General features: G+C 66.5%; 13 protein-coding genes and 2 pseudogenes. 10 read left to right on the top strand and 5 right to left on the bottom strand.

Annotation, left to right across the window (positions count from 1 at the left end):
* Window positions 1–117: 117 nt before the first annotated feature.
* Window positions 118–629, top strand: a pseudogene (locus ASE79_RS21695) (IS110 family transposase); the annotation flags it as partial.
* 1 nt (window position 630) lies between these two features.
* Window positions 631–1,239, top strand: a 609-nt coding sequence (locus ASE79_RS21690; RefSeq protein ID WP_235516853.1) for an IS110 family transposase, incomplete at its 5' end; no start/stop codon positions are given.
* A 642-nt stretch (window positions 1,240–1,881) separates the two neighbouring features.
* On the opposite strand, the gene ASE79_RS10450 is transcribed toward ASE79_RS21690, so the two are convergent.
* Window positions 1,882–3,033 (bottom strand): TDT family transporter, encoded by a 1,152-nt coding sequence (locus ASE79_RS10450; RefSeq protein WP_056415626.1) that lies wholly within the window; start codon window positions 3,031–3,033, stop codon window positions 1,882–1,884.
* The gene (locus tag ASE79_RS10445) at window positions 3,030–3,902 is read right to left on the bottom strand and encodes a LysR substrate-binding domain-containing protein (RefSeq protein ID WP_056415623.1); all 873 of its coding nucleotides are present in this window, start codon (window positions 3,900–3,902) and stop codon (window positions 3,030–3,032) included. Before ASE79_RS10445 ends, ASE79_RS10450 begins: the two co-directional genes overlap by 4 nt.
* 173 nt (window positions 3,903–4,075) lie before the next feature.
* On the opposite strand from ASE79_RS10445, the gene ASE79_RS10440 reads away from it, so the two are divergent.
* The 4 genes and pseudogenes from ASE79_RS10440 (at window position 4,076) to ASE79_RS10430 (ending at window position 8,478) form a co-directional block, all read left to right on the top strand.
* Window positions 4,076–4,456 carry a DUF305 domain-containing protein gene (locus tag ASE79_RS10440; RefSeq protein ID WP_056415621.1) on the top strand — a complete coding sequence of 127 codons (381 nt, stop codon included), beginning with the start codon at window positions 4,076–4,078 and terminating at the stop codon, window positions 4,454–4,456.
* Window positions 4,453–5,219: pseudogene (locus tag ASE79_RS21970) on the top strand (YncE family protein); the annotation flags it as partial. The gene ASE79_RS10440 and the pseudogene ASE79_RS21970, both read left to right, overlap by 4 nt.
* Window positions 5,220–5,246: 27 nt before the next feature.
* Window positions 5,247–5,972: a hypothetical protein gene (locus tag ASE79_RS21685; RefSeq protein WP_321163331.1), complete on the top strand. Its 726-nt coding sequence runs from the start codon at window positions 5,247–5,249 to the stop codon at window positions 5,970–5,972.
* A 793-nt stretch (window positions 5,973–6,765) separates the two neighbouring features.
* Entirely contained in the window at window positions 6,766–8,478 is a 1,713-nt protein-coding gene (locus ASE79_RS10430; protein ID WP_056415618.1) for a methyl-accepting chemotaxis protein, read from the top strand.
* A 23-nt stretch (window positions 8,479–8,501) separates the two neighbouring features.
* On the opposite strand, the gene ASE79_RS10425 is transcribed toward ASE79_RS10430, so the two are convergent.
* Window positions 8,502–8,726 (bottom strand): hypothetical protein, encoded by a 225-nt coding sequence (locus ASE79_RS10425; protein ID WP_056415615.1) that lies wholly within the window; start codon window positions 8,724–8,726, stop codon window positions 8,502–8,504.
* Between the two features lie 106 nt (window positions 8,727–8,832).
* Window positions 8,833–10,320 carry a CHAD domain-containing protein gene (locus ASE79_RS10420; protein ID WP_056415611.1) on the bottom strand — a complete coding sequence of 496 codons (1,488 nt, stop codon included), beginning with the start codon at window positions 10,318–10,320 and terminating at the stop codon, window positions 8,833–8,835.
* A 103-nt stretch (window positions 10,321–10,423) separates the two neighbouring features.
* Here ASE79_RS10420 and ASE79_RS10415 point away from each other — a divergent pair, with 103 nt between their 5' ends.
* The 4 genes from ASE79_RS10415 to ASE79_RS10400 are packed head-to-tail and all read left to right on the top strand — an operon-like array spanning window position 10,424 to window position 16,472.
* Window positions 10,424–10,768, top strand: a complete 345-nt coding sequence (locus ASE79_RS10415; RefSeq protein WP_156359648.1) for a hypothetical protein — start codon at window positions 10,424–10,426, stop codon at window positions 10,766–10,768.
* A 57-nt stretch (window positions 10,769–10,825) separates the two neighbouring features.
* Window positions 10,826–12,100, top strand: a complete 1,275-nt coding sequence (locus ASE79_RS10410) for a TolC family protein (protein ID WP_056415606.1) — start codon at window positions 10,826–10,828, stop codon at window positions 12,098–12,100.
* A complete protein-coding gene (locus tag ASE79_RS10405; RefSeq protein ID WP_056415603.1) occupies window positions 12,097–13,257 on the top strand; it encodes an efflux RND transporter periplasmic adaptor subunit in 1,161 nt (386 codons plus the stop codon). Before ASE79_RS10410 ends, ASE79_RS10405 begins: the two co-directional genes overlap by 4 nt.
* Window positions 13,254–16,472 carry an efflux RND transporter permease subunit gene (locus ASE79_RS10400; protein ID WP_056415600.1) on the top strand — a complete coding sequence of 1,073 codons (3,219 nt, stop codon included), beginning with the start codon at window positions 13,254–13,256 and terminating at the stop codon, window positions 16,470–16,472. Before ASE79_RS10405 ends, ASE79_RS10400 begins: the two co-directional genes overlap by 4 nt.
* On the opposite strand, the gene ASE79_RS10395 is transcribed toward ASE79_RS10400, so the two are convergent.
* Window positions 16,469–17,578, bottom strand: coding sequence for an endonuclease/exonuclease/phosphatase family protein (locus ASE79_RS10395; RefSeq protein ID WP_082445223.1), 1,110 nt, complete (start codon window positions 17,576–17,578; stop codon window positions 16,469–16,471). The two genes, ASE79_RS10400 and ASE79_RS10395, sit on opposite strands and share 4 nt — an antisense overlap.
* Window positions 17,579–17,637: the final 59 nt, after the last annotated feature.

Below are 17,637 nucleotides of genomic sequence, written 5' to 3'. Positions count from 1 at the left end.
AGCTCGTCGGGGCGACGCCGTGGAAGCAGCAGGTCGGTGAACGTCCGMTTGTGATGACGTGGACGGCTCTCCAACCCTCCAGCAGAATGTCCTGCGGAGAGTCGAAGGAGAGCAGCGATGGGAAACGTCACAACGATCGGTCTGGATATCGCGAAGAACGTATTTCAGGTGCACGGAGTGGATGCTGATGGCGCAGCGGTTGTTCGCCAGCGTCTGACGCGTGGGCGGATGTTGAAGTTCTTCGCCAAGCTGCCCCGGTGTCTGATCGGCATTGAGGCGTGCGCGACATCACACTTCTGGGCGCGCGAGCTGGTCGCGCTCGGGCATGACGTGAAGCTGATGCCGGCGCAGTACGTGAAGCCGTACGTTAAGCGAGGCAAGAACGACGCGGCTGATGCCGAGGCGATCTGCGAGGCCGTGACCCGGCCGACCATGCGCTTCGTCGGGATCAAGTCGCCCGAGCAGCAGAGCGCGATGATGCTCCATCGTGTCCGCCTAATCCTCAACCGYCAACGCACGCAGCTGTCGAACGCGATGCGGGCGCACTTGGCCGAATTCGGGATTGCAGCGCCGATTGGCAGAAACGGCATCGAGCAGCTCCTCGACGTGATCGCTGATCCTACCGATGANGCGATGCGGGCGCACTTGGCCGAATTCGGGATTGCAGCGCCGATTGGCAGAAACGGCATCGAGCAGCTCCTCGACGTGATCGCTGATCCTACCGATGARCGCGTACCGGCCGATGCGCGGTTCTGCCTGGAGRTGCTGGCAGCCCAGYTGCGCATCGTAAAGGAGCAGATCCTCGAGAACGATCGTCGCATCCTGGCGAGCGCACGCGAGACCGAGCTTGGTCGCCGACTGATGGAGATACCCGGCGTGGGTCCACTGCTCGCCAGCGCCATCGTCGCCACGGTTCCTGACCCCGCGATCTTCCGCTCGGGCCGCAACCTCGCTGCTTGGATAGGCCTGGTGCCGCGGCAGAACTCGAGCGGCGGAAAGGAGCGGCTGGGCAGCATCACGAAGGCGGGCCACCAATACCTGCGTCAGATGCTGATCGTCGGCGCTATGGCAGTCGTGCGCTATGCCGAGCGGAACGGGGCTAAGCGGCCCTGGCTTGTGCAACTGCTTGCCAGGCGGAAGACCAAGGTCGCCGCGGTCGCGCTCGCTAACAAGAACGCCCGCATGATCTGGGCGATGATGGCCAGCGGCGAGCGCTATCGCGAGCCGCAGATCGCGTAACAGGATACGATGGGGGCGACCGCACCGGACGAGGTTGGGAAGGGCGGATAGGAGCTAATGCAACAAGCCGGTTGAACCGCCGGATCGGGAAAACCCACAATGACCCAAGCGCATCAAGCGCGTGTAAGTGATCGGGACCCGAACCGCGCGAATGGCATTATGGCCAGCGGCACTATGAGCCGCACCAACAGGTCGGACACATGGCCGCACCAACCAGCATTGCAACGCGACTGTTCAAGCTTGCCAACGGAGGGCCGTCCACACATGGGTCGTTTCGATATATGGCTGAGACCGCCGATAACGGCGGACTAGAATGTGATACCAATCGGTATCAGATTCTGGTCCGCCGTTGAGTGCGCCGGACACTGGCGAATGCAATGTGAACGACCGTTCGCTTCCGGGAGGCCGCATCAATCGCGCGAACGGCTGACTATGCGTCAGCGCCGCCGGCACGCTGGCGGCAGCTCTCGACCAACTCATGCCGTTCTTCCGCAAAGGTGTGAGCGGCGGCTTCTCGCAAAACATCCTACGCCAACACAATGCGCGGCTTCGTGACCCATCCCAGGCATCCCTCTGTTGAGTGAGTGGCGAGTGACCCGCCATGTCGGAAAACACCTGTTTATCGCACAGTGGTGAAAGAGATCAGTTCGGCGTGGCAATGCAGGGGGACACGAACAGGTTGCCGCGCCAGCCACCCGCGACCGTCTTGGCGCCGACTAGCAGCCACATCGCTGCCAGCGCGATGGTGAGGAAGGTGCCGACGATCCCGAAAAAGCCGAGCTGGAGCGTCGTACCGAGCTTGAAGGTGGCGACCGTGTAGACGCCGAGCGGGAAGGTGTAGCCCCACCAGCCGAGGTTGAACGGGATACCCGCGCGCCAGTAGCGGATCGTGATCAGCGTCGCGAGCGCCAGCCACCAAAGGCCGAAGCCCCAGAGTAACAGCCCGGCAATCGTGCCGATCCCCTGCGCCACCGCGCCGATCGAGCCAAGCCCGTTGGCGACGAGGATCGCGGGGGCATCGCTGCCGAGCACCAGCATCCCGAGCGCACCGGTGCCGATCGGGCCGAGCGCGAGCCAGCTCGATGCGGCCATGCTCTCGTGCGGCAGCTTATGGAGCGCCATCCGCAGGATCAGGATCGCGAGAATGCCGAACGCTACCGGCACCGAATAGGCCCAGAGGACATACGAAGTCGCGAGCACGACGAACTGGTGATGCGCGTCCGCCAGATGCGGGGCGAGCAGGCCTCCGCTCGCACCTGCGACCTCCGCCGCGACCACCGGCAGCAGCCACACCGCGGTCATGCCGTCGAGCGAATGTTCGTGCCGGGTGAACATGAGATACGGGATCACCACCCCGCAGGAGAGCGACATCGCGACGTCGATCCACCACAGCGTCTCGGCGATCGGGATCACGCCTGCGCCGAACCGCGGCAGGCCGAATGCGAGGCAACCGTTGATGATCGTCGCGAGGCCCATCGGGATCGTGCCGATGAACATCGACACGGTGTTGTGCCCGAAGATCCGCCGCGCCTCGTGCCCGTACATCGTCCAGCGCGCGGTGTAGAGCCCGGCGAACAGCGTGAAGAGCGCAATGTTGAAATACCACAGCGCCTCGCCGACCGGGTGCAGCGATGCGCCGACGCCCGGCACCTGCGGCAAGGCGAGCGCGAGGATGCCGGTGCCCATCGTCGCGGCGAACCAGTTGGGGGTGAACTGCCGGATCATCTCGCGCGGAGAATCGAGCTGGCTGAGCGGCTTCAGGCCACCCAGAACGGGGTTCAGATCGGGGGTCACTTGCCAGTCTCCCTGATGAGATCGGTCAGCGCATCGGCCGCCCGGGTACGATAGCGCTCTTTGTGCCGCAGCGCGTAGAATGGACGCCGCGGCAGGCCGAGCGGTAGATCGTGCAACGTTCCCGCCGCGATTGCTGGCGCGACGACATGCTGCGACAGCACCGCGACGCCTGCCCCGGCCTCGACCGCGCTACGTACCGCCTCGTTCGACGGCAGGGTCAGCGCGGTGGTAAGGTCCGACGGAACGATGCCGCGCTGACGCAAAACCTCTTCGAACGACGAGCGGGTGCCCGACCCCTGCTCGCGGACGATCCAGCGCGCGGCGCGGATCCAGTCTTCGTCGATCGTGTCGACAGCGCGGTCGCTCACGAGTATCATGCGGTCGTTCGCGACCGTCCAATGCGCGAGCGCAGGCTCGTCGATCACGCCTTCGACGAAGCCGAGTTCCACCGCGCCGTCGAGCACGCGCGCCGCGGCCCCTTCGGTGTTATCGATCGCCAGCTCGATCGTGATGGCCGGGTAGCGCGCATGGAACGCCGCCAGCTGGCGGGGCAGCCAATAGCCCGCGATGGTCTGGCTCGCGACCAGCCGCAGCGTGCCACGCTCCAGCCCGGCATATTCGGCAAGCGCAAGTTCGGCGCTGGAGGCGCGTCCCAGTACTGCGCGTGCCTCGGTTAGAAACATGCGCCCCGCTTCGGACAGTTCGATCCCACGGCCCACACGGTGGAACAGCGGTACCCCATGTCGAGCTTCAAGCGCGGCAATGGCAGCGCTTGCGGCCGACTGCGTCACATTGAGCGCTTCGGCAGCGCGCGTCATGTGCTCGCGCTCTGCGACACCAACAAAAATCCTGAGTTGTTCGAGGGTCATGCCCGCTCTCCTTGATCACCGAGATACGCGCCGCTGATCGATCGAACCAACGCATTATTCCTGTCGTATCAATACGAAAAACAGAACGATCTGTCCTGTCGATACGAATCATCAGAATCATGCGTTGGACGATATGGCCTCGCCCGAACAGGTTGAGCGCATTGGAGAAATTGATGAGACTTGGAATTGCCCTGCTCGGGATCGCGGCACTTTCGGTGTCGACAGCGACGCTAGCCCAGACAGACGGCTTCGCATCGGCAATGGATGAGGCGATGGCGCGGATGCATGGCGCGATGATGACCGGTTATTCGGGCGGTCCCGATCGCGACTTTGCGAAGATGATGATCCCGCATCACCAAGGCGCGATCGACATGGCCGAAGTCGAACTGCGCTATGGCAAGGACGAACGCCTGCGCCGGCTTGCGCAGGGAATCATCGTCGAACAACGCCAGGAAATCGCGGTGATGCAGGGCATCCTATCCGACGACGGCGCGTTGCCGCCTCACACCGAACCGACCGCGACCGGTCACCCCCATCACGGAGACCGTCCATGAAGCGTTTGACCCTAACCGCCTGTGCTGCCTTGTCTTTCTCGGCCCCTGCATTTGCCCAGCAGGTACCGAACGCGACCCCCGACATCCCCGTCAGTGCGCAGGACAGATTCTACACCTCGGACCAGTTTTCCAACACCGTGTCGGTGATCGATCCGTCGACCAACACGCTGCTCGGCGTCATCAAGCTCGGCGACCAGACCCCCGCCAATCTTAGCCCGCTCTACAAGGGACAGCTGCTCGTCCACGGCATGGGCTTCTCGCCCGATCGCAAGACGCTGGCGGTGATCTCGATCGGGTCGAACTCGGTGACGTTCATCGACACCGCGACTAACGCCGTGAAGCACACCACCTATGTCGGACGCTCGCCGCACGAGGCGTTCTTCCGTCCCGACGGTCGCGAAGTCTGGGTCGCGGTGCGCGGCGAGGACTATATCCAGGTGCTCGACGGCAAGACGTTCGCGCCGACCACGCGCATCCCCGTCCCCAACGGTCCGGGCATGACGATCTTYTCGCCRAACGGGAAATACGGKTACGTCTGTTCRAGCTTCTCGCCCGAGACMGTYGTGATCGACACCGCCTCGAAGAAGATCGTCGGTCGCGTCAAGCAGGCGAGCCCGTTCTGCCCYGAYATCGCCGCGACGCCCGACGGYAAGCAGGTCTGGYTGACGCTCAAGGACGTCGGCAAGGTCATGGTGTTCGACGCCAAGCCACCCTTCGCAGTGCTCAAGACGTTCGATACCGGCGCGATCACCAACCACGTCAANTGACGCTCAAGGACGTCGGCAAGGTCATGGTGTTCGACGCCAAGCCACCCTTCGCAGTGCTCAAGACGTTCGATACCGGCGCGATCACCAACCACGTCAACATCGCCCGCACCAAGGCCGGCCAGTTCGCCTATGTGACGGTCGGCACCGAGAACGTCGTCAAGGTATTCCGCACCGCCGACTTCGTGCAGGTCGCAAGCGTTCCGGTCGGCGCGCTCCCGCATGGCCTTTGGCCGTCGGGCGACGGTACGCGGATGTATGTCGGGCTGGAGAACGCCGACGCGGTCGCGGCGATCGATACCGCCAGCAACACCGTCATCGCGACGATCCCGATCGGTCAGGGGCCGCAAGGCGTCGCCTATGTCCCCGGCGCGGTGGCGGTAGGCAATGGCCGTGCAAACCTGGTGCCGCTTGCGCAGGCCGGCATGAAGATTCAGCTGACTCTCTCCGGGACTGGCCGCAGTCAGGTCACGCTGTTCGATCAGGGCCAGGTCCAGATCCTGCAGGCGGCGGTTGCGGGCCTCAGCCCAAAGATGCCCTATGTCCTTGGGCTATCCTCCCGCGCTGATGGCAGCGGCGTGATCCAGCCTCTGGCGAAGTTCATGACCAATCCGGCGGGCGGCGCGATCGTCAACACGCTCGGACCGCTCCGCCAGATCGTCAACGACGCGAAGGGCGACATGCGCCGGTACCTCGTCATAGCGCCGGGCAACCCGATGGCGCCGGGCGTTGTCGTTCAGGTGCAAAAATGAGGGTCCAGGTGAAACCTGCGATCTGCTGTCCGTGTACGGTATATTTGTCATGACGGTGGAATAGGCCGTCGCAGCGTCTCGGGACTGTCGGGAAACACATGACTGGCGACGCAGCCCACCGCGAAATTTGGAGAATTTCAGCGTGCGCGGCGGCGCACTTACTCTACGTTCGCACTATTGTGCGAGATCCCCTGTCGGATCGAGAAAGTGCGCGACAACCTCAAAGGCGGGGTTTTTCGTTAGGGGAGCAGCGGCGTTATTTTGTGGTGTGAGATCCAATCCCCGCGGAGTCGCATGCCGTGCATGCTGGCTAGTTGCCGAGTAGATCTCGGAAGCCCCGCGAACGGCCAGCTCATCCGAAACCCGACATTCCCGGCAGATTGCCCGAATGACGGCTTCGTCCCAAAGCTCGCCATTTCAGTGCCGCTACAGGGTGATCGAGAACCGATGAGTGAGTGTCCGGAGTTGAAAAACCGCAAGAAGGGTGCTGAGCGTCTATGAATGGGTCTCCGCGCTCAAAGTTGGGCGCTCTCACAGCCGCACTATGGTACCGCCGATTAGTCGGAACCGAGTTCTACAGCGGTCAAATCCTGTCCCCGCAACCAACCTCATACCACGACAGCGCCGCCCTCACGGGCGGCGTTGTTGTTTGGGGTTAAATCGAACATTTCGGCGCGTTGGCCAGCCCGGCCTGCGTTCGCGAAAGATCGTCAAGGCGTGTCACACAGGGTTAAGATGCGCGCCGTAGCGCGCGGTCATGACATATCGAACGTTCAGGACCTGGTCGCACAGCATGATGGCACGGCTGATGGTGCCCGTCGCCATCATGCTCGCGCTGGTCTGCATTCTCGGCCTTATCGGGCTTGGTACGCGCAGCCGGGTCCAGACGGCACGTGATGCGGCGAACGACGGGCAGATCGTGCGGGTTCACTTGATCGAAGTGCGCTCACTGAGCCGGTCGTTGCAGCGGGACGCGCTCAACCTGCTGCTCGAACGCGATCCGCGTGAACTGGCGATTATCCACGCAAAATTCTCGCAGCGGTCGCTCCAGATGCGCGCGCAACTCGCTGGCCTGGTACGGCACCGCGCCGCCGGGCTGACCCGGGACAGCGGCTATATCCGCAGCCAGATGATCGTCCTGCGCCGGCTTGCAACGGTTGCCGATGCCGCCAATCGGGGTAGCCAGGATCGGGCCTGGATGGTCTTTCGCAGCGAGGTTCGTCCCAACGAGCGCAGGGCCTCGACGATCGCCGATGCGCTGATCGCCGGGCAGGAAGCCAAGGTCGACCATCTGTTCCGCAACGCGCACGCGCTCGAGCAGGAGGAGGTCACGATCAGCATCGCGGCCAGTATCATCCTGTTTTCGCTCGCCGCTTATGGCACGGTGCTGATCGTGCAGCGGACGATCGTCCGGCCGTTGCTCAATATCGAGCGGACGATGGCGGTGATCGCGGCCGGGAATGCCGAGGGCCGGACGCCGCATGGAGAGCGGCGTGACGAGATCGGCCGGATGTCGCGCGCGATCGACGTCTTTCGCACCTCGGTCGCCGAGCACGGGCGGCTGGAGGCCGAAAACGGCCGGCAGCGGCTGGCGGAAGTCCAGCGCGAGCGCAATATCGAGACCGCGCGGCGCGCGAACAAGGCTGCCGAGGCCGAACGCGATCGGATCGTCCGGCAGGCGGCGACGACGCTCGAAGGAGAGGTCGCGGATGTCCTTGCCGGGCTTCGCAGCGCGGCCAGCCAGCTATCGATGACCTCGGGTGAACTGGAAGATCATTCGAAAGGCGCGACGCGCGAACTGGGCAGCGTCGGCGTGGCCGTGCGGCGCGCGATCGATGGTGCGACCGACATCGCGGCCGCGACGACTCAGTTCATGGGCGCGATCGGCCAGTCCAGCCAGGGCACGCGCCTGTCCGCCGACCTGAGCGCGCAGGCGGCGGACCGCGCGGTACGGCTGGCGCAGGACATGACGAACGTCCAGGACGACGCGCGCGCGATCGGTGCGATCGTCGGACTGATCAGCAGCATCGCGGCGCGCACCAAGCTGCTCGCGTTGAACGCCGCGATCGAGGCTGCACGCGTCGGCGAGGCGGGCAGGGGGTTCGCCGTGGTCGCGGACGAAGTGAAGATGCTGGCGACGCAGACCGCGGACGCTACGGGGGAAATCGCCCGGCAGATCGCCGACATGCAACGCGGGACCGAGGCGGCCTGTACGGGTCTGCTCGACATTCGCGAGATGGTCGAGGACATGGCGCGCGGCACCGATGATCTTGCGTCGAGCATCGGAGAACAGGCGCAGAGCGGACAGGTCATCAGCCGCAATGTCGATGGTACCGCGACAGACCTCGACCTGATCGGGCGTCTGGTGAGCGACGTGTCGGTCGCGACCAGGAATACCGCGGGCATGGCGTCGCGCGTCAGGACCGATTCACAGCGCGTCGAGGATGGTGCATCCTCGATCGATGGCGCCCTGTCGCGCTTCTTCGGTCAGTTGCACGTCGCGTAGGGCGCGCGACGCCCGGACGCGGTTCAGCGCATGCCGCTGCCCTGGAGCGCAAGGACTGCGGATCGCAGCGCGACGATGCGATCGGTCGCGGTAGGGGAGAGCTGGCCCCAGGAAAATGCCGATCGATCCGCCGCTCCCTCGCGCCACATGCGTGCAGCGACGCTATCGAGGTCTGCGGTCGTCGGGAGCCGTCCCGTCGACACGCAATCGACGATCTGGTCGGGTACAAGGGAGCTGGCACTGAACATCGAACACCCTTTCAATCGAGATGTCCGCTTTAGCGGTGTTTGATGGCATGGGCATGACAGGCGCGATCGTCGGGAAGGTGGCGAGGCAGGGCGCGGCTTCCGGGCCTTACCAGAACCGCTTCGCACGCGTCAGATTCTCATACGCTTCGGCCGCATGGGACAGCAGCGTCTCCCTCTCGATCGAAGAGGTCGACGTCTCGGGTTCCAGACCAAACCGCTCGATCAGAGCGGGTGCCGTCGCCAGATCGTTCAAATGGCCTAGATGATCCTGCAACGCTTCGAGGCGCTTTTTAAACGCCTTCAATCGCCGCCGCGACCGTTTGAGCGGGTAGAGGCTCTCGAAAAATCCGGTCGCGTAACGCAGTTTTTTGGCGGTGATCCGGATCTGGTGACGCGGCTCGTCGTCGAGCTGGTCGAGGTCTTGGCCGCGGCGCTTTATCCGACGGTTGAGGCCGCCGATCGCGGCGCTGGCGAAGAGCGCCGCGGGGGCCTGCACCATCGCTGGATCCAAGGGCTGCAAACGCCATGCGCCCAGCGCGGTCCATTCGACCAGGTCGATCATCAGATCGCGAGTCCGCTGCGAATCCAGCGCGGCCAGAGCGGCCGCATAGGCATCGTCGCGCGCCGCGGTGAGCGCCGCGTTCGAACCCTCGCCGAGCCGATCGCGCAGCACATCGATGTCGCGCGCAGGGCCGAGCGAGGCCGCGAGCCATTTGAGTTCGCTCGCGACATGCGGGAAGCGGGCGTCGACGACGACGCGCTTGAACAGCGACAGCGCGGACCGCAGTCGTCGCAACGCGACCCGTGTCTGATGCAGCGCCTCGGCATCGGGCGCGCGCCGCAGAAGATTTTCATTCAGACGGAAGTGCCGCAGGCACGTGCCGACGATCTGCGCGAACGCTTCGGCGGTGGTCGTGTCGGCCGCAAGCTCCAGGCGCTCGGCCTTGATCGCGCCGAGCGTCGCCGCCGCGATCAACCGATAGCCGCGCTCCCCCTTGGTCAGGACGCCGAGGCGGACGGGGATCTGCTCGCCGAGGTTGCGCGCGAGTGCGAAGATCGCGGTCGGCGTCCCGCCTTTCAGCTCGAACTCGAGCTCAGAAACCGGCGTCGTGCGATCGCTTGCCGTCACGCATCCCGTATCCGCGACGATCTCGACCGTTCCGTCGTCGCGCGTGACGAGCCATTGCCGGCGCTTGATCGCCACGGTGAACGCAGGCCTGACCGTCCTGAGCCTGTCGTGCGCGACGATCGCGCTGATTGGCGAGCCGGGATCGAGTTCGGGCTCCAATCCTGCCACGTCATGCTCCCATTCCGGACGGGCAAACAGGCCTGCCGCGGCACTGCCGACCGCCTTGATCGTCTGGACATGCCTGCCACCCGCCGTCCGTATCCGGAGCGTAAACCCCGCCGCACGCAGATCCTGCTTCGGCGTGTCGAAATAGGTCGATAGCTGGTCGACGATCTTGGGCGTGACGCCGGACAGGGGCGGCATGGCCGCGAGGTGGTCAATCCACACGGGATCGATTTCCAGCTTGAGCTCGATCTCGTTGGCCTCGTCGCTCGATGCCAGGCTGTGCGTGGTCTCGTGGGTCATGGGGAGATAATCGTTGGCCAGCCGTATCGATCCGGCGGACGTGGGGGATGCCACGCGGTTCGTTGCCCTTGCTGCGCTGCCGCATGTCGCTTAGGCTGGTTGCGTGACCCTCCACCATTCCCGGACCGCCGTGCTGGCGACTCTGCTGGCGTTCCTCGCCGTGCTGGGGATGACTGCACTTGGCGGGTGGCATGCGGCGACATTCCATGACGACGTGCCCGATGTGGCGCTTGCGGTCAGCCATGTTCATGTCGCGGACGTGATGGATGATCATGACGACAATGTCGTGCATGTCGCAGCGCATGCGGTCGCGCACGCCTTCGCGGTGCCCGCGGACGTCGCGCCATCGTTTGCGTTGGCCGAGGTCGCGCCCGCATGGCCGACACGGGAGAGCGTCGACCGGGCGGGAACCGGACCGACATCGCTGCTGAGACCGCCACGAGCCTGACTTTCACGCGTGCCGATGCGGCGCGCGAGAATGGTTCACTCGTGCAGGATTACAGAAATGAACGGCAATATTGGCCGGTGGCGCCTGCGTGCGCGTGCCGGTGCGTTCGCGGCGCTAAGCGTCGTGGGCGTTATGGGGGCAGGGATCGCAGCCGCGGATCCCGCGCCGCCCTTCGCCGCGTTGTTGCGGCAGACCGAAGCGTCGCCGCGCGTCGCGATCCTCGATGCGGGCGTGGCGCAGGCCGAGGGGCTCGCAGACCAGGCGCGCGCGCGGCCCAACCCGACGATCAGCGTCTATGGCGAGAATTTCGGGGGCTCGTCGCCTTATGGCGGGTTCGGACGGACCGAGACGACGCTGCAATATAACCACCCGTTCGAACTGGGCGGCAAGCGTGCCTCACGGATCGAAGCCGGCCGCGCGGGGATCGCCGCGGCGCGCGCCCGCGGTGCCGAGGGACGCGTCACCTATGCATACGAGTTGGCGCGCGCCTATGCCGGGGCGGAGATCGCCGATCGCCGGATCGCGCTGGCCCAGGACGAGGTCGAGGAGGCCACTGCCGACCTGAAGGTCGCGCGCGCGCTGGTCGGTGCGGGCAAGGAGGCGCGGCTGCGCGAGCTTCAGGCCGAAACCGAGCTGAACACGCTGCAATCCGCGCTGGAGGCGGCGAGAGCCGGGCGCACCGTCGCGTTTGCGGCGCTGTCTGCGCTCGCCGGTGTCGAGACACCCTATACGAGCCTCTCGGAATCGCTGCTCGATCGGCTGGCGGCACGACCTGCGACCGGCCCGATCGATCCGCTTGCCAGCGTGGCGGTGCGTGCGGCGCAGGCCGAACGCGATGCAGTCGAACGGCGGATCGTCGTCGAGCGCAAGCGGGCAATCCCGGACATAACCGCGCAGGTCGGCGTCCGGCGGCTCGAGGCGGACAATGCGACCGCGCTGATCGCGGGCGTTTCGTTGCCGCTCGCCATCTTCGATCGCAACCGCGGCAACATCGCCGCCGCCGAAGCCGAGTTGCGCGGGGCCGAGGCGCGCGCGGCGGTCGTCAGGCTGGAAGCGCGCGCGGCGGCCAGTTCGGCGCAGGCGCTGATCGAGTCCGCCGACCTGCGCGCCGCCGCCGCCGAGCATGGTCTCGCGACCGCGGAGGAGACGTATCGGCTCGCGCGGATCGCCTATGAAGCGGGCAAATCGCCGCTGATCGAACTGCTTGCCGCGCGCCACGGGCTGGGCGTGGCGCGCGGAGTCATCCTCGACGCCGCCGCTGCCCGCCTCGACGCGCGCGCCGGCTTTGCCCGCCTGTCGGGCCGCACCATTACCGGAGACATGCTCCCATGACCAAGAACCGTCTCTATGCCGGCACTGCCGTCGCGCTCATCGCCGCCGCCGGGCTGGGGTTCGGCATCGCGCGCCTCACTGCGCCGAGCGCCGTGCCCGTCGTTGCCGCCCCGACCGAAGCCGCTGCACCGGCGTCCGATGACGCCGTGCCGCTCTCCGCTGAGGCCATCCGCATCTCCGAAATCGGGGTCGCGCCGGCGGCGTCGGGTGAACTCGATGCGGCGATCCCCGCCTCGGCCACCGTCGCGGCGACGCCCGATGCCGAAGCGGTGCTGACCGCGCGCGCGGCGGGCACGGTCACCCGGATCCTCAAGCGGATCGGCGATCCAGTCCGCGCGGGCGAGACGATCGCGCTGGTCGAAAGCCGCGAGGCCTCGTCGATCGCCGCCGATCGCAGCGCCGCCGCGGTGCGCGTGACGCTCGCCGGGCGCCAGATGGCGCGCGAACACTCGTTGCTCGCGCAGGGCGTCAGCCCGCGGGCGGATTACGAGTCCGCGCAGGCCAATCTGGCGGTCGCGCAGGCGGATTCGCAGCGGGCGAGCGCGGCGGCGGGGGCGGCCCGCATCACCGGCGATGGCCGGTCGGTCGCGGTGGCCAGCCCGATCGTGGGCCGGATCACCGCCGCCCCCGCCAGCCTCGGCCAGTATGTCGCGGCCGAGACCGAGCTGTTCCGCGTCGCCGATCCGCGCCGTCTGCAGATCACCGCCAACGTCCCCCCCGCCGATGCGAGCCGCGTGCGCGCGGGCGACCGGGTGGAGCTCACCACCAACGACGGGCGGATGATCGCCGGGCGGGTCCGTTCGGACACCGGCGTGGTCGATCCCGAAACGCGCTCCGCCACGGTCGTCATTGTCCCCAGTGCCGGAGGTTCGACCCTGGTGCCGGGACAGCTCGTCCAGGCGCGCATCTTCGCGAGCGGCGGCGCGGTCCGCGGTGGCGTGATGGTGCCGCAGGATGCGGTGCAGACGATCGGCAACCGGACGGTGGTGTTCGTCAGGACCCCGACCGGCTTCAAGGCGCGGACGGTGCAGGTCGGCGCGCGCAGCGGCGGCCTCGTCGCGATCGTGTCGGGGCTCGCGGCGGGCACGCCGATCGCGACCGCCAACGCGTTCCTGTTGAAGGCCGAACTCGGCAAGAATGCGGGAGGCGAGGAATGATCGCGCGCATCCTCAGCCTGTCGGTACGCGGGCGATGGCTCGTCGCGTTCCTCACGCTGCTCGTCACCGCGTTCGGCGCGTGGCAGATCACGAAGCTGCCGATCGACGCGGTGCCCGACGTCACCAACCGACAGGTCCAGATCAGCACGTTCGCGCCCACGCTCGGGCCCGTCGACATCGAAAAGCAGGTCACGTTTCCGGTCGAAACCGCGCTGGCGGGGATACCCGGGCTCGAGATGACGCGCTCGATCAGCCGCAATGGCTTCAGCCAGATCACCGCGGTCTTCACCGATGCGACCGACATCTATTTCGCGCGCGCGCAGGTGACCGAGCGACTGGCGCAGGCGCGCGACAGCCTGCCCGCCAACATCCAGCCGCGGCTCAGCCCGCTCGCCACCGGGCTCGGCGAGATCTTCATGTATTCGGTCGCGTACAACCATCCCGACGGCAAGGGGGACGAGCACCGTGCGGGCAAACCCGGCTGGCAGCCCGACGGCGCATACCTGACCCCCGAGGGCGAGCGGCTGACCACGGAGCTCGAAAAGGCGGCGTATCTGCGCACGGTGCAGGACTGGATCATCCGGCCGCAGATGCGCGGCGTGGCCGGTGTCGCGGGCGTCGACTCGAACGGCGGCTATGTGAAGCAATATGTCGTCGAGCCCAATCTCAACGCGCTGTCGACCTATGGCCTGTCGGTCACCGCTCTCGCCGACGCACTGGAACGCGCAAACGTGTCGGCGGGATCGAACTATATCCGGCGCGCGGGCGAAAGCTTCCTCGTGCGCGCCGATGCGCGGCTGAAGTCTATCGCGGATATCGAGGACGCGGTGGTCGCGGCGCGTGGAGGCAATCCGGTGCGCGTGCGCGACGTCGGGCAGGTCGTGATCGGCGGCGCGGTGCGCACCGGCTCTGGCAGCCTGATGGGCTCCGAAGCGGTCATCTCGACGATCCTGATGCTTACCGGCGAGAACAGCCGCGTCGTCGCGACTCGTGTCGCAGACAAGCTGGCCGCGATCAACCGCGTGCTGCCGCCCGACGTCACCGCGCAGCCGGTCTATAACCGGTCGAAACTGGTCAACGCGACAATCGCGACGGTCGAGAAGAACCTGATCGAGGGCGCGCTGCTCGTCATCGTCATCCTCTTCGTGCTGCTCGGCAACGTCCGTGCGGCGCTGATCACCGCGGCGGTCATCCCGATCACGATGTTGATGACCGCGGCGGGGATGAACGGCCTCGGCGTGTCGGGCAATCTGATGAGTCTGGGCGCGCTCGATTTCGGGCTGATCGTCGATGGCGCGGTGATCATCGTCGAGAACGCGCTGCGCCGGCTCGCCGAACGGCAGGAGCATGAGGGGAGGCTGCTCACCCGGTCCGAGCGGATGGCGGAAACGACGCTCGCCGCGCAGGAGATGGTGAAGCCGACCGTCTATGGCCAGGCGATCATCTTCCTCGTGTTCGTGCCGCTGCTCACCTTCCAGGGTGTCGAGGGCAAGACGTTCGCGCCGATGGCGATCACGCTGATGGTCGCGCTGGCGTCGGCGTTCGTGCTGTCGCTGACGTTCGTGCCCGCGATGATCGCGCTGCTGGTGACGGGCAAGGTCAGCGAAACCGAGGTCGGGCCGATCCGCTGGTTCAAGGCGAGATACGCGCCGCTGCTCGAAAAGGCGGTCGCGCGGCCGCTGCCGTTCGTGCTCGGCGGCGTCGGCGTGTTCGCCGCCGCGGTGCTGATGTTCGGGATGCTCGGCGAGGAATTCATGCCGCAGCTCGACGAGAAGGACATCACCGTCACCAACTTTCGCGTGCCCTCCGCCTCGATCGATCAGTCGACGCAGATGCAGCTCCGGATCGAGGATGCGCTGAAATCGCTGCCGGAGGTGGCGCTCGTCTTCTCGAAGAATGGCAATGCCGATCTCGGCACCGATCCGATGCCGCCCAACGCGTCCGACACCTATGTCATCCCCAAGCCCGAAAGCCAGTGGCCCGAGGGCGTGACGAGCAAGGCCGACATCCTCGCGCGGATCGAGGCGAAGATGAAGCCGCTGATCGGCAACCGGACCGAGATCCAGATGCCGATCCAGATGCGCTTCAACGAGCTGATCGCGGGCGTGCGCTCGGACGTCGCGATCAAGCTGTATGGCGACGATCTGGAGGCGATGACCGAGCAGGGCGCGAAGATCGCCGCGGCGCTGCGGACGATTCCGGGCGCAGCCGACGTGCAGGCCGAGCAGACCGACGGCGCGCCGACGTTCGACATCCAGGTCGATCGCCAGGCGGTCGGGCGGTACGGCCTGTCGGTCGAGGAGGTCGCGAACACCGTCGCGGCGGCGCTCGGCGGGCGCGAGGCGGGGGTGCTGTTCGAGGGCGACCGGCGCTTCGACGTCGTCGTTCGCCTGCCCGATGCGCAGCGCGACGATATCGAGACGCTGGGATCGATCCCGGTGATGCTGCCCGCGGGCGATGGGCAGTCCGCGCGCTCGATCCCGCTGCGGGAGGTCGCGCGGTTCCGCTATACCGAGGGGCTGAACCAGATCAGCCGCGAGGACGGCAAGCGGATGGTCGTCGTCCAGGCGAACGTGCGCGGCCGCGATCTCGGCGGGTTCGTGACCGAGGCGCAAGCGCGGATCGCTAAAATCGCGCTGCCGCCCGGCATGTACACGCAGTGGGGCGGCACGTTCGAGAGCCTGCAATCGGCGCGGCTCAGGCTGGCGATCGTCGTGCCGATCTGCTTCGCGCTGATCTATGCGTTGCTCTACATGGCGCTCGGCGGGTTCGTGCCGGCAGCGATCGTGTTCAGCGCGGTGCCGATGGCGCTGGCGGGCGGCGTGTTCGCGCTGGCGTTGCGCGGGATCCCGTTCTCGATCACCGCGGCGGTCGGGTTCATCGCGCTGTCGGGCGTCGCGGTGCTCAACGGGCTGGTGATGATGAGCGCGATCCGCAAACGCCGCGAAGAGGGCGAAGGCGACGATGCGGCGATCGTCGGCGGCGCGATGGAGCGGGTCCGCCCGGTGCTGATGACCGCGCTCGTCGCCAGCCTGGGCTTCGTGCCGATGGCGCTGGCGACCGGCACCGGGGCGGAGGTGCAGCGCCCGCTTGCCACCGTCGTGATCGGCGGGCTGATCACCTCGACGATCCTGACGTTGCTCGTGCTACCCGCGATCACCGCGTTGGCGGCACGCTTTGCGCGGCGGGAAGAAGGCCACGTTACAAGCGTCTAGGATGGGGGCCGTTTCGCGGTAGCGGGGCGGCCCTGTCCTTGCCGGTTCCAACTCACGCGGTACGTGACCCGAAATGCGTCGTGATCGGACAGTTTCGGGCTGCCGGCGGATCCGTCGAACAGCGCCTCGACACGGATCGGAGCGATCTGCACGTCGGCGCCGCTCTCGAACAGCTGGAGGTCCTGCGTATCCATCCACGGTTCGTCGCCGTCCCACGAGATCCGCGTATCGCATCGCAGCGGCTGGTCGACGCACCATTCGTGGACGATCTCGAAGGGTTCGGTGACGTTGCGGAACCGCTCGAACCGGATCGCCGAGCGGCGCATGTTGAAATCGCCGCCAAGTACCGTCGGAACGTCCGGACTGCCGACCGCGGTGATGAAATTGCCCAGCTCCTCGACCTGCAGCCGGTGCGCGCGCGCGTGCCGCTGCGGCGACACGCGCGACGCGCGTTGCGAATTGAGGTGCGTGTTGAACAGGTTGATCGTGCCGGGAACGCCGGGGATCGCGATCCGCGCATAGAGCATGCCCTTGTTGCTCAGGCAGTCCAGCCCCGCGCATCGCCGCCGCCCAAACGGCTCGGACTGCATCTCGAGGATCGGAAACGCGCTGACGATCGCCAGCCCCGACCCCGCGATATGCAGGCCCAGTTCGCCTTTCTTCCATTTGTACGGCCCGGGCATCCGGCTGCTGCCGACAAGGTCCTTTCGCTGCGTCCGCGACGGCCCCGATACCATGTTCGGATAGTCCCACCCGGTTACCGCGCGGACCGCGGCCGGGCTGAACATCTCCTGCACCATGATCACGTCGGGCGCTTCGCCGCGCGCCGCCATGCCGCGCAGCACCGCACCGATCCGCTCGAGCGAGGGCCCGCGCCCGCGTCGGGCGGGCCAGCCAAGCCCCTCGATGTTGAAGGTGAGCACGTCGAACGTCGTGCTGGCCCTGGCCCCGTCGGCAGAAACGATGATCGGTTTGACGGCCTTGACCGGGCCCTGATTCATCACCGGCGGCGGCAGCGTCGCGCACCCCGCCAACAGGCTCAGCAGGCCGACCAGCGGCCAAGCGCTGCTCGGTGCGCGTGAGTGGCGGGTGTTGACTGACAGCATCTCAGGGCTGCGCTGTGCGAAGAACCCGCAAGGAAAGCAAGCGCAGCCACCGTCGGGCG

Source organism: Sphingomonas sp. Leaf28 (genome assembly GCF_001421685.1).
Lineage (GTDB): Bacteria > Pseudomonadota > Alphaproteobacteria > Sphingomonadales > Sphingomonadaceae > Sphingomonas > Sphingomonas aurantiaca.
Note: the sequence above shows the minus strand (reverse complement) of the source record. Positions and strands in the feature narration are given on the sequence as shown.